The 12,512-nt window shown below is 65.3% G+C and carries 9 protein-coding genes; 8 read left to right on the forward strand and 1 reads right to left on the reverse strand.

All coding sequences use genetic code 11. From position 1 onward, the window contains the following. Positions 1-1,671, reverse strand: a 1,671-nt coding sequence (locus GEV06_09475; GenBank protein ID MPZ18126.1) for a hypothetical protein, incomplete at its 3' end; no start/stop codon positions are given. Between the two features lie 111 nt (positions 1,672-1,782). Here GEV06_09475 and GEV06_09480 point away from each other — a divergent pair. From GEV06_09480 to GEV06_09515, 8 genes are all read left to right on the forward strand, one after another. Next, positions 1,783-2,457: a hypothetical protein gene (locus GEV06_09480; protein ID MPZ18127.1), complete on the forward strand. Its 675-nt coding sequence runs from the start codon at positions 1,783-1,785 to the stop codon at positions 2,455-2,457. 9 nt (positions 2,458-2,466) lie between these two features. Further along, positions 2,467-3,123, forward strand: a complete 657-nt coding sequence (locus GEV06_09485) for a response regulator (protein MPZ18128.1) — start codon at positions 2,467-2,469, stop codon at positions 3,121-3,123. Further along, entirely contained in the window at positions 3,101-4,462 is a 1,362-nt protein-coding gene (locus GEV06_09490) for a hypothetical protein (protein MPZ18129.1), read from the forward strand. Before GEV06_09485 ends, GEV06_09490 begins: the two co-directional genes overlap by 23 nt. Positions 4,463-4,590: 128 nt before the next feature. Continuing rightward, positions 4,591-6,930: a PQQ-binding-like beta-propeller repeat protein gene (locus GEV06_09495; GenBank protein ID MPZ18130.1), complete on the forward strand. Its 2,340-nt coding sequence runs from the start codon at positions 4,591-4,593 to the stop codon at positions 6,928-6,930. Beyond that, entirely contained in the window at positions 6,902-8,359 is a 1,458-nt protein-coding gene (locus GEV06_09500) for a PQQ-binding-like beta-propeller repeat protein (GenBank protein MPZ18131.1), read from the forward strand. The genes GEV06_09495 and GEV06_09500 overlap by 29 nt, the downstream gene beginning before the upstream one ends. 5 nt (positions 8,360-8,364) lie before the next feature. Continuing rightward, on the forward strand, positions 8,365-9,507 hold the full coding sequence (locus GEV06_09505; protein MPZ18132.1) for a PQQ-binding-like beta-propeller repeat protein: 1,143 nt from the start codon (positions 8,365-8,367) through the stop codon (positions 9,505-9,507). Between the two features lie 209 nt (positions 9,508-9,716). Next, a complete protein-coding gene (locus GEV06_09510; protein MPZ18133.1) occupies positions 9,717-10,214 on the forward strand; it encodes a 2Fe-2S iron-sulfur cluster binding domain-containing protein in 498 nt (165 codons plus the stop codon). Between the two features lie 9 nt (positions 10,215-10,223). Next, positions 10,224-12,422, forward strand: a complete 2,199-nt coding sequence (locus GEV06_09515; GenBank protein ID MPZ18134.1) for a molybdopterin-dependent oxidoreductase — start codon at positions 10,224-10,226, stop codon at positions 12,420-12,422. Positions 12,423-12,512 lie beyond the last annotated feature (90 nt).

Genomic DNA, 12,512 nt, shown 5'->3' on the forward strand with positions numbered 1-12,512 from the left:
CCAGTCATACGAGATACCGAATCCGCCGCGAATGGTCGTCTTCCCCTCGTCGCCGCCGGGCGTCCAGGCCACGCTCGCTCGCGGGCCGAAGTTGTTCCAGTCGTCCAGGTGCGACTGGAACTCGTGCCGCAGCCCCAGACCGAGCTGCAGGTTCTCGCGTAAGCGAAGCTCGTTGTGGATGTACCAGCCCAATTCGTACCGCGAGTACTCGATGAAGGGATTGCCCACGCGCTGGCTGAACTGAAGAGGCCGGCCAGCCTCGTAGTCTGCCAGGCTTGCAAACTCGAATGTGCCGTTGTTGTTCTCCCATTCGTCGGTTCGTGACCAACCGACCTCCCCCTCGAACCCCACCCGCATCTTGTATCGATCGCTCAGCGCCAGCTCGAGGTCGTTCTCGATCTCCAGCTCCCGCTCGCGTGACCCACCTCCCCGCTGCGCGCCGCCAGACGTGAACGCATTCTGGACGTCGATCGTGACGGCGTCGCTGCCGGAGTGCACGTCCTCCCCATCCCAGGAGTACTCGACGCGGAGCTCGTTGAACGCCTTCTTGCCGAACGTCCCCATCTCCGACACCCGCAGGATGTTTCGGAAGTCCTCGCTCGTGTAAGCACGCTCCGGCAAGTCGAACTCGCCCACGCCGAGATTATTGCGGTCGCCGGTCCGTCGTTGATACTCGAAGCGCAGGGTGTGGGCATCGGTGAGCCCATGCTCGAGGCGCAGACCGACGTCCAGACGACCGAACTCTTGACTCACGATGTCGCTCGCGTTGTCGTCTAGCCGCGTCGCAACGATGGTTTGCGCGTCAGAGGCCGTCGTCCGCCGAACATCGAGCGCAATCGACATCTTGTCCTTGATGAGCGGGCCGCTCACGTTCCACCGCCACCTGCGGGTCTGCCCCACGCCGCGCTCCGACGCGAAGTAATTGCGTGCGTCCAGCGACTCGTCCCGAAACCCGAAGTCCACGCGATTTTCCCAGGTGCTCGAGCCTGGCTTGGTGATGATCTCCACGCGCGGCCGCCCGGCGCCATGCACGTCCGGCGAGAATGGATCCGAACGAACGCGGATGGCTTGAATCTGCGACTTGGGCGGCAGCTCGCCATCCTCGAACCCGTTGACACGCAGCTCGGCGTCCGGGCCAGCCAGCTCCTGGAGCAGGGTCGCCATCGCCTCCGGGTCGTCTGGAAGCTGCTCAATCTCCTCGTCGGACATCGTCTCCGTGAAGCTGTCCGTCAGGCGCCGCTCGGCTTCATCCTGGCCAACCACCACCTCCTCGGTGAAGCGACTGAGCGAGAGCTCCACCGCTTTCTGCGCGCGCCGCCCTGCCCGTATCTCGACGTCCTCCACCTCCCTCGCCTCGAAGCCTGGCATCTCCACACGGAGCCGATAGCGGCCGGGCGCCAAGCCGTCGAAGACAATCTCGCCTCGCCCCTTCGTCACGTCGAAGATGGTGGCCGTGCCGGGCAATGGACCAACAACGGTCACCGTCGCACCTGGCAGCACCCCAGCCAGGACGTCGCTCACCTCCACCATCAGACTCCCCGTATCAGTCTGTTGCGTCGTCGATACTGCGGCGGCTCCGGGGCCACCCGTGCTAGCGCGGCCGTCGGCCGGCCACAGCAGCACCAGGATTCCAAGGCAGACGACTCTCGACCAGCGGATGGTGATGATCATGATGAAAGCGATGCGCGCGTGGCAAAACCGCGTGCATGGCGTCTGTAGGAAGGCTACGATCTCTGACCTGAACCGACGATGAAGACGGCTTTCACGCGTTCTTCAGGTTTCATGGCACAGACTGGTCACATGTGCGCCCGCGAAGCATGGGTATCCCTCTGCGCGTTTGCCGTCGTGCTCGCCGTCCTGCCTCTCCACTCGATTGCGGGCTCGGACGAAGAGACCGTCGTGACGTTCGATCAGGCGAAGAGCGGGACCCTGCCCGACTTGTTTCGCACGATGAGCTCGAGCGATGAAGAGGCGGGAACATGGACGGTGCAGCACATCGATGGCCGGCCGGTCTTGAGTCAGACCACCATCGGCGACCGGGGCTACCGGCTGGCCGCATTGAAGGACATGCGAATCGAGCACTTTCGCGCCGGTGTTCGCCTGCGGGTTGGCAAGGGTGACGAGGCAGCCGGCCTGGCGTGGCGCGTGCAGGACGCGGAGAACTACTATGCCGTACGGCTCGACATCAACGATCACGAGCTCATCGTCTACAAGTTCGTCGGCGGCAACCGCGTCCGCCTGGAACGACTCGAGCGGCTTCGGCTGGAGCGGGACCAGTGGCACGAGATCCTTGTCGAGCACGTCGGCGAACGGCTGCGGGTCTGGTTGAATGACATTCCTGTCGCCAGCGAGCGCGACAACAGTCTCCACTCACCAGGCGCGCTCGCCTTCTGGCTTCCCGGTGACTCGACGGCGCACTTCGAGCGGCTTTGGTACGAGCAGGTGGACCGGGACTGATCGGGAATAATGCGCGTGCTCATCGTTGAAGACGAAGAGGACCTCGCGTCGGCGGTGCAACGCTTGCTGGCCGACGCGGGGTTCTCGCCCGATGTGGCGTACGATGGCGAGGAGGGCTTGTATCTTGCGCTCGAAGCCCCCTACGACCTCATCGTTCTCGACTTGATGCTGCCCCGGCTCCAGGGTGAGCGGCTCCTGGGGGAGCTCCGTGCCCGAGCCCAGCAGGTTCCCGTGCTCGTGCTGACCGCGCGTGACGCCGTGACCGACCGGGTCAAACTGCTCGATAGCGGCGCCGACGACTACCTCATCAAGCCATTCGAGCCTGCGGAGCTGGTGTCACGCTGCCGCGCGCTCGTACGTCGCGCAGCGGGCCAAAGGGCGCCAATCCTGATGGTCGGCGACGTCGAGATCGACACACCGCGGCGGCGCGTTCGACGGACGGGAGTGGATGTGCCGCTGACACCACGGGAGTTCCGCCTAATCGAGTACCTGGCGTTACATCGTGGCCGCGTCGTCTCGCGGAGTGAGCTTCTCGATCATCTCTACGGCGATTCGGAAGAGACAATGTCCAACGTGCTGGAGGTGTTCGTCGCGGGTCTCCGGCGCAAGCTGGGCTCGGATGTGATCCAAACCGTCCGCGGCCATGGCTACATCATCGAGAAGTAGGTCGCTCGTTCGCTGGCTGTCGATTCGCGCCGCGCTGTGGGCGGCGCTGTTGGGGCTCACGCTCGGCACCGTCGCCTCCTGGCAGTACTGGCGTGTGTCGCTGCGGGCGGTCGACGTGCGGCTCGGCGACGAGGCGCGCTCGCTCGCCACGCAGGTCACGGTCGGCGAGGACACGCTGAACATCGATGTCCCGGACGAGGTGGTTCGGATCCTCGAGGCAGACGAAGGCTATTACGGGGTGTTCGATACCGAGGGCCGGCTGCTCGATGGCATGGCTCCCGCGGGACCGGCCTCAGGCGCGCGCCTCCCGCTGACGCGTGTGCGCCAAGGGCATCGCGAAGTGCTCGTCGACGGCCCACGCGGTGCCAGCGTCGTCGTCGGCCGTCCGCTCGCCCCTCTCTACGGTGATGTCCGCCGCCTCGCCGCCAGCTTGCTCGTCGCCAGTCTCGTCGTAGCGGTCTTCGCGTTGCCGATGGCCGTGTGGCTCCGGCAGCAGCTCGCACGTTCCATCGGTCAGATCGATCACACGGCGCGGTTGTTGGCGCCCGGCCAGCCGGCGCGAATCGATGCCGGCAGCGTGGATACGGAATTCGTGGGCGTGGCCACCGCCCTGAACGAGGCCTTCGACCGGCTCGGGCGCGCGCTCGCACGCGAGCGACAACTCACCTCGGACGCGAGCCACGAGCTGAGGACACCCGTCACCACGCTGGTGGCGGAGACGCAATGGGCGCTCGGCCGGTCAAGGACGCCAGACGAATACCGGCGCTCGCTCGAGGTGTGCGCTCGACAGGCGCGCCGGATGAAGGATCTCGCCGAGAGCCTCCTCACGCTCGCGCGGCTCGAGTCGGGCACGCTGGCGCCCACCTGCGAGCCGGTCGAGCTGCGCGACCTCGCCGACGAGACAGTGGCGGAGCTGCTACCACTGGCCGCCGAGCGAGGGATCACCGTCCAGGTCGATGGCACGGCAGCGCTCCAGGGCGACCCAGTCCAACTTCGGACGTTGGTGTCCAACCTCCTCTCCAACGCCGTGCGCTACAACTGGCCCCATGGTCAGGTGCACGTCCGCCTGTCGCAGGCGCCCGACAAGGTCGGGATGGAGGTCGCCAACACCGGGAGTGGCATCGATCCTGCCGAGACGATGCGTGTGTTCGATCGCTTCTGGCGTGCCGACACGGCGCGGGCGGCCCGCGATGGTGGCGCGGGCCTCGGCTTGGCCATCAGCCGGGCCATCGTCGACGCGCACGGCGGGACGATTACATGCCGGAGCGTCCTCAACGAGGGGACAACATTCAGCGTTGAGCTTCCGACCACGTCCAGAACACGTAGCGCAGGGCTTTAGCCCTGCCCAGGGCGGCGTTGGCAGGCCTCAAGGCCTGCGCTACAGCAAAATGTCCTCTCGCGCTCTAAGATCCATGGTGAGAGAAGTCCACGCAACACTCGACGGGATGGCAGCGTAAGATCTACGGGATGTCCTCATCACGTGTGCAAGGATGGTCTGCTGTGACGAAACGACGAAGGTTTGGAAAGCGGCTCGTATGTGCCGCTGCTGGGCTGGCCGCCGGCGTGTGCCTCTCTGCCGCTGCCTCCTCGGCGCCTGCGGGCGATCAGGCCGCGACAGCTGGTGCCGAGGCCGAGGCGCAGCAGAGTAACGACTGGCCGGAGTGGCGTGGGCCGGCCCGCGATGGCCACTCGACGGAAACCGGCCTCCCCGAGCAGTGGTCGCCAGAGGGTGAGAACCTCGCCTGGCGCGTGCCGTATGGTGCCCGCTCGGCTCCGGTCATCCACGACAATCGGCTGTACCTCCAGAATGTCGCCGGCGATGCCAAGACAGCACAAGAGCGCGTCATGTGCCTGGACGCGGACACGGGTGAAGTACTCTGGGAGCAGAAGTTCAGCATTTACCTGAGCGATGTCCCGGAGCATCGTGCGGGTTGGGCGTCTCCGAGCGTGGACCCACAGACCGACAACGTCTACGTCCACACCGTTGCCGCACAGCTCGCCGCCCTGTCGCGTGACGGCAAGCTGCTCTGGTCACGCTCGCTGCCGGAAGAGTTCGGTGTCATTACGACCCACGGCGGGCGAACGGTGTCGCCGGTGATCGACGGAGATCTGGTCGTGGTCAGCGGGTTGAACGCAGGCTGGGGCGATCTCGCGGCCACGACCAATCGCTACTTCGCCTTCGACAAGGTAACGGGCGCGACGACCTGGGTCAGCGCACCGCAGAAGTGGCATTACGACACCAATTACTCGACGTCGGTGGTGGCCGAGATCGACGGAAATCGCTTGCTGATCGTGGGCGGAACGGATGGCGTTGTCCACGCATTGCGGGTCGGTACCGGCGAGCCAGTGTGGCAGTGGCACGTCACCAAGCGTGCCCTCAACAACAGTGTGCTGGTCGACGGCACGACGGTCTATATGACCCACAGCGAGGAGAATACGGGTACCACCGAGATGGGGATGGTGGCCGCCATCGACGGCGCGGCGCAGGGCGAAATCGGCAAGCAGCAGATCAAGTGGGTGACGCACGGCTCTGCCGGCGGCTTTCCCTCGCCGGTGATGGATAGCGAGCGTCTCTACCAGATGGACAACAGCGCAGTGCTCGGCGCTTTCGACCGGGCGACCGGGAAGGCGCTCTGGAGGCATACGCTGGGTACCATCCAGAAGGGCTCACCGGTGCTGGCCGACGGCAAGCTGTACGTCGGCACGGAGAACGGGCGATTCTACATTCTCAGGCCGCGGGCCGATGGTGTCGATGTGCTCGACGAGGATTGGCTGGGCAAACCGGACAATCCCGAGGCCATCATCGGATCGCCAGCCGTGTCGAACGGGCGGGTCTACGTAGCCTCGATGGAGGCGACCTATGCGATCGGCCCACGCGATGCGCCACGCCAGACGGCAGCGCCAGCGCCTCCAGAGCCTGTAGGATCGGACAGCGAGACCGCCGCCACGGGAGAGCCGGCCACGCTTCTCGTGGTGCCGTACGAAGCGCGTGTTGCACCGGGCGAGACCGAGACGTTCCGCGCGCAGGTCTACGATGCAAATGGTCGATTGCTCGGCGAGCAGAAGCCAACGTGGGCTGTCGAGGGGGGCGGGGGTATCGATGCCGACGGCACGTATAAGGCGCCGGCGGATGGGCCACATGCACTCACGGTGAAGGCCACGCTCGGGTCGGTTTCCGGCGTTGGTCGGGTGCGGGTCATTCCACCACTGCCCTGGTCGATCGACTTCGACTCGCAGCAAGCACCGGAGCCCCCGTCGCACTGGATCAACGCGAGTGGGAAGTTCCGGTTCATCGTCCGTGACGTCGCCGGCACGAGGGCGCTGTTCCGCGAGGCGAACGACGTGGTTGCCCGTCGCGTGCGTGCGTATCTGGGACCGCCGGACTGGTCCGATTACACGGTGGAAGCCGATGTGCAGGCGTCGGAACAGCGGCGCCGGATGGGGGATGCCGGGGTCATCGCGCAGCGTTACGTGCTGGTGCTGTTCGGAAACAACCAGCGCATCGAGCTGCATCCGTGGCAGGCCGCGGACGAGATGACGGTCCGCGCCCCGTTCGCGTGGAAGCCGGACACTTGGTATCGCGTGAAGCTGCGCGTCGAGAACCTCGAAAATGGCGTGACGCGCGTGCAAGGAAAGGCCTGGCCAACGGGTGAGCCGGAGCCGACCGAGTGGCTGGTCGAAAAGATGGATCCAATCGGACACCGCGAGGGCAGCCCTGGGTTGTATTCCGACGCGCTGTCCGACATGGCGTTCGACAATATCAACGTGTATAGGAACAATGATGCGCCTCAGAAGAGCTCTCACTAGCGGAACACTCATCCTCCTCGGCACTGGCACGTTTCTCAGCGCTTCCGATCCAGGCACCGGCGACTGGCCGATGTGGGGCGGCACGCCGGATCGCAACATGGTGTCGAAGATGACCGGCGTCCCGACCGAGTGGGACGTCCAGACCAAAGAGAACGTGAAGTGGATGGCGGAGCTGGGATCGCAGACCTACGGCAACCCGGTGGTCGCCGACGGTGTCGTGCTCGTCGGGACGAACAACGAGGCCCTGAAGGATCCGAAACAGGACGGCGACCGGGGCGTGCTGATGGCCTTTCGCGAGGAGGATGGGGAGCTCTTGTGGCAAATCACCCACGAGAAGCTGTCTTCGGGCCGCGCGAACGACTGGCCGTATCAAGGGGTGTGCTCTTCCCCACTGGTGGAGAACGGCGTGGCCTACTACGTCTCGAATCGCGGCGTGGTCATGGCGGTCGATCTCGACGGCTTCCATGATGGGAACAACGACGGTCCCGTCACCGACGAGAAGCTCACGAGCGAGCAGGATGGCGACATCCTCTGGGAATTCGACATGATGGAGGAAGTCGGCTCGTTCCCCCACAACATGTCGAACTCGTCGCCCGTGTCTCACGGTGATCTGATCTACGTGAGCACGTCGAACGGGCAGGACGAGAGCCACGTCAACATCCCCTCACCGAAGGCGCCTGCGATCATCGCGCTCAACAAGAAGACCGGCGAGCTGGTGTGGGAGGACAATCCCGTCGAGGATCGCATTCTGCATGGGCAGTGGTCGGCAGCGGCGGTGGCGGAGATCGGCGAGACCGTCCAGGTGATCATGGGTCAGGGCGACGGCTGGGTCCGCGCCAACGACGCGGTCACGGGCGAGCGGCTGTGGGAGTTCGACACGAATCCGAAGGATGCCGTGTGGCCGAAGACCCGCAACAACGTGATTAGCACGGCGGTCGTCGCCGACGGGATCGTCTACGTCGCCAATGGCCAGGATCCAGAGCACGGCGAAGGCGTGGGGCATCTGTACGCGATCGATCCGACCAAGCGAGGCGACATTACCAAGAGCGGGCTCGTCTGGCACTACGAGAAGATCCGCCGGTCGATCTCGACAGCCGCCGTGCACGATGGTCTCGTCTATTACGCGGACTTCAGCGGGTTCTTGCATTGCCTCGACGCAAAGACCGGCAAGCCGTACTGGGTGCACGACATGTTCGCCGCCGTGTGGGGCTCACCGATCGTGCTCGACGGGAAGGTCTATCTCGGTGACGAGGATGGCGACGTCACCGTGCTGCAAGCGGGCAAGGAGCTGAAGGTGATCAGCGAGAGCAACATGGGCAGCTCGGTTTACTCGACGCCCGTGCCAGCCAACAACGTGCTGTTCATCAACAACCGCAACCAGTTGTTCGCGCTCAGCGGCAAGGGAGCCCCGCGTACGGCGGGTCCGTAGGAGCAATGAGAAAACAGGCAGTCGTGAGCGCCCTCGTCTTATCGTGCTGGACCTGGGCCGACGCCGCTCAGCCGCAGCAGGCACGCGGAGACGACTGGGCGCAGTTCCGCGGGAGTCCCGAGCTCACCGGAACGGCCAGCGAGCTGCCGCCGGCGCTCGAGCTCCTGTGGACGACCGACGTTGGCGAGTCGGTCGAGTCATCTGCGGCGATCGTGGACGGCACGGTCTACGTCGGTGCCCAGCCAGGGGTGCTCGTGGCGCTCGACTTGGCGAGCGGCAAGGTCAAGTGGACCTACAAGGCCTCGGACCTCGGTCTGGGTGAGTCGTCACCGGCGGTGAGTCGTGGTGTTGTGTACGTCGGCGATCTCGACGGCGTGTTGCACGCCGTCGACGCCGCCACCGGCAAGGCGCGCTGGACCTTCAAGACGGAGGGCGAGATCAAGTCCTCGCCGGTCGCCGTCAACGACCGCGTGCTCATCGGATCGTACGACGGACATCTCTATGGCCTCGGCTTGGACGGACAGCTGGCCTGGAAGGTGAGAACGGACGGGCCTGTACATGCCACGGCGGCTCTACGTGACGGCGTCGCCCACATTGCGGGCTGCGACGAGTTCCTCCGCGCCATTCGCGTGGCGGACGGCAAGGAGCTGTTCACGGTCTCGTCCGGCGCGTACACCGGCGCCTCTGCGGCGTTGGAGGGGTCGCGCGCGTTCTATGGAACGTTCGAGAGTGAGGTGTTGGCCGTCGACCTCGAGACGCATCGGATTCTCTGGCGTTATCGCCATCCTGATCGCAGCTTTCCCTTCTATTCGTCGGCGGCTGTCGAGGGAACAACGGTCTACGTGGGCGGCCGGGACAAGATGCTGCACGCGATCGACGCCGAGACCGGCAAAGCACGCTGGACATTCACGACGCGCGCACGCATCGACTCGTCACCCGCCGTGACGAAGGAGCGCGTGTACGTCGGCTCGAACGACGGGCGGTTGTATGTGGTGGACGCCGCGAGCGGCAAGAAGGTCTGGGACTTCGAGGCGGGAGCGCCAATTACGGCGTCGCCCGCCATTGCCGCGGGCCGGCTGGTCATCGGCGCGCAAGATGGGCGGCTCTACTGCTTAGGGGCGAAAGAAGGCGACAAAGCGACGCGGTGACCGCTTGTCTCCACACGTAGCGCAGGCCTTTAGGCCTGCTCATTGCGGCGTTGGCAGGCCTAAAGGCCTGCGCTACAAGCAATTTCGCCGGGACTTGCGTTTCACGGTGCACTCTAGTTGAATAAGAACGTTCCTGCAGTGTCTCGTCGGCTTCGCCGTGCACCGCGGTGTGGTGGGGAAACGGTTCACACCGAAGAGAAGGTGATTTCATGGCTTTCACACTCAAGGTCAATGGAAAGTCCACGTCGGTGGATGTCCCCGCCGACATCCCGCTGTTGTGGGTGCTGCGCGATGTCCTCGATCTCAAGGGGACGAAGTACGGTTGCGGGATCTCCCAGTGCGGCGCCTGCACGGTGCATCTCGCCGGGAAGGCCGTGCGCTCCTGTCAGGTCCCGGTCTCATCGGTCGGCGACGCCGAGGTCACGACGATCGAAGGCCTCTCGACCGACGGCTCCCATCCGCTGCAGCGCGCCTGGCAAGCCGTGGACGTGCCGCAATGCGGCTACTGCCAAGCCGGGCAGATCATGTCGGCCGCAGCGCTGCTGGCGCAAACACCGAAGCCAACGAATGGCGATATCGATCGCGCGATGAGCGGCAACCTGTGTCGCTGCGCGACGTATCTGCGTATCCGCGAGGCGATTCACAAAGCGGCCGGCAACGTCGTGACGCAAACGGCCAGTGCCAATCAACCGTCCGCCAACAAATAAGGAGGCGTCATGACCAGTCTGCTTGTTGATCGTCGCTGCTTCCTTCGCGTGACCGCGCTCGCGGGTGGCGGTGTGTTGCTCGGCTCCTGCGTCGAGCGCGTCAGTGAGGGCGTTGCCGCGGTAAGCGATGCCAGCGGGGCGTTCACGCCCAACGCGTTCATCCGTATCACGCCCGACGGCGCGGTCACCCTGATGGCCAAGAACCCCGAGCTCGGCCAGGGCGTGAAGACGATGCTCCCGATGCTCATCGCCGAGGAGCTGGAGGTCGACTGGAAGGACGTCCAGATCGAACAGGCGCTGAGCGATGAGAAGAAGTACGGCCGCCAGGTCGCCGGTGGCAGCACGTCCACGCCGAACAACTGGGACGAGCTGCGCCAGGTTGGCGCAGCGGGCCGACAGATGCTCGTTGCAGCCGCGGCGCAGACCTGGGGCGTCCCAGAGTCGGAGTGCTACGCCGCCTCCGCCGTGGTGCACCATCGCCCGACCGGACGCACACTGGGGTACGGCGAGCTCGCCTCGAAGGCGGCAACCATCGCGCCACCGGACCTCGAGACCGTCTCGCTCAAGAATCCCAAGGACTACAAGATCATCGGCACGGCGGTCCCCGGTGTCGACAATCCCGCGATCGTCACGGGCAAGCCTCTGTTCGGCATCGACGTCACGGTGCCCGATATGCTCCACGCCGTATTCGAGAAGTGCCCGGTGTTCGGCGGCAAGGCCGTGAGCGCCAATCTCGACGAGGTAAAGGCGTTGCCGGGCGTGCGCCAGGCCTTCATGGTGGAAGGGGGCGACGACCTCGAGGGCCTGCTCAGCGGCGTGGCCATCGTCGCGGACACCTGGTGGGCGGCCCGGACGGCGCGAGAGAAGCTGCAGGTGAAGTGGGACGAGGGAGAAACGGCGTCGCAGAGCAGCGATGGCTTTGCCCGCCGCGCGGCCGAGCTCGCGAAGCAACCGCCGGCGAGGAGCCTGCGTCGAGACGGTGACGTCGACGCGGCGTTGCAGACGGCCAAAGTGGTGGAAGCCTCCTACGTCTATCCCTTCATCTCTCACGCCACGCTCGAGCCGCAGAACTGCACCGCGCACTTCCAGGACGGCAAAGTCGAGATCTGGGCGCCATCGCAGACCCCACAGTCGGGCCGCGAGTTGGTGGCGAAGACGCTCGGCATTCCCGAGAGCGCCGTCACCATCAACTTGACGCGCATCGGCGGTGGATTCGGCCGGCGCTTGAAGAACGACTACATGGTCGAGGCTGCGTGGATCTCGAAGGCCGCCGGCGCGCCCGTGAAGCTGTTGTGGACGCGCGAAGACGACATGCGTCACGGCTTCTACCGTCCCGCAGGCTTTCACTTCTTCAAGGGCGGCGTCGACGACTCGGGGAAGCTGGTCGCCTGGCGCGATCATTTCGTCACCTTCGGCGAAGGGGAAGAGTTTGCGCCCAGCGCGGGAATTCAGCCCCACGAGTTTCCGGCCCGCTTCATCGAGAACTTCGCGCTCGAGAGCTCCGTCATGCCGCTGGGTGTGCCGACCGGGCCCCTACGCGCTCCCGGCAGCAACGCGCTCGCGTGGGTGATGCAGTCGTTCATCGACGAGCTTGCACACGCGGCCGCCAAGGACCCGGTACAGTTTCGGCTAGATTTGCTCGGTGAACCGCGCTTCGTGGGCGATCCCGAAGGACGCGACGGCTACGATGCCGCCAGGATGCGCGGCGTGCTCGAGCTCGTGGCCGAGAAGTCCGGCTGGGGCAAGCGCACGCTCCCCAAGGGCACGGGGATGGGCGTGGCCTTCCACTTCAGCCATCGCGGTTACTTCGCCGAGGTGGCAGAGGTCACGGCGGACAGTGGCAAGAAGCTCAAGGTCAATAAATTCTGGGTGGCCGGCGATGTCGGTCGGCAGATAGTCAACACCAGCAATGCCGTAAACCAGGTACAGGGGTGTGTGCTCGACGGTCTGGGAGCGCTGCTCGGCCAGGAGATTACAATCGAGGGCGGCAGGACGGTGCAGAGCAACTTCAACGACTTCCCGCTGCTGCGCCACACGCAAGTGCCACCGGTGGAGGTGCACTTCCTGCGGAGCGATCATCCACCGACCGGCCTCGGCGAGCCTGGGCTGCCGCCAGCGCCGCCCGCCGTGTGCAACGCCATTTTCGCGGCAACCGGTGAGCGCATCCGGTCGCTACCCCTCTCGAAGAGTGGATGGCAGTGGGCATAGCCGCGCCGCAGCCCGACCACCACGAAGAACCGAAGGGTTAACCACGAAGGGCACTTCGTGTCCTTCGTGGTGAAGCTCTTCGCCCCTCCG

Origin of the sequence: Luteitalea sp. (assembly GCA_009377605.1) — a bacterium.
GTDB lineage: Bacteria > Acidobacteriota > Vicinamibacteria > Vicinamibacterales > Vicinamibacteraceae > WHTT01.

Excerpts from the sequence above, each read along its gene's own strand:
- GEV06_09480 (MPZ18127.1), top strand. The coding sequence starts at position 1,783 with ATGGCACAGACTGGTCACATGTGCGCCCGCGAAGCATGGGTATCCCTC.
- GEV06_09485 (MPZ18128.1), top strand. The coding sequence starts at position 2,467 with ATGCGCGTGCTCATCGTTGAAGACGAAGAGGACCTCGCGTCGGCGGTG.
- GEV06_09490 (MPZ18129.1), top strand. The coding sequence starts at position 3,101 with ATGGCTACATCATCGAGAAGTAGGTCGCTCGTTCGCTGGCTGTCGATT.
- GEV06_09495 (MPZ18130.1), top strand. The coding sequence starts at position 4,591 with ATGTCCTCATCACGTGTGCAAGGATGGTCTGCTGTGACGAAACGACGA.
- GEV06_09500 (MPZ18131.1), top strand. The coding sequence starts at position 6,902 with ATGATGCGCCTCAGAAGAGCTCTCACTAGCGGAACACTCATCCTCCTC.
- GEV06_09505 (MPZ18132.1), top strand. The coding sequence starts at position 8,365 with ATGAGAAAACAGGCAGTCGTGAGCGCCCTCGTCTTATCGTGCTGGACC.
- GEV06_09510 (MPZ18133.1), top strand. The coding sequence starts at position 9,717 with ATGGCTTTCACACTCAAGGTCAATGGAAAGTCCACGTCGGTGGATGTC.
- GEV06_09515 (MPZ18134.1), top strand. The coding sequence starts at position 10,224 with ATGACCAGTCTGCTTGTTGATCGTCGCTGCTTCCTTCGCGTGACCGCG.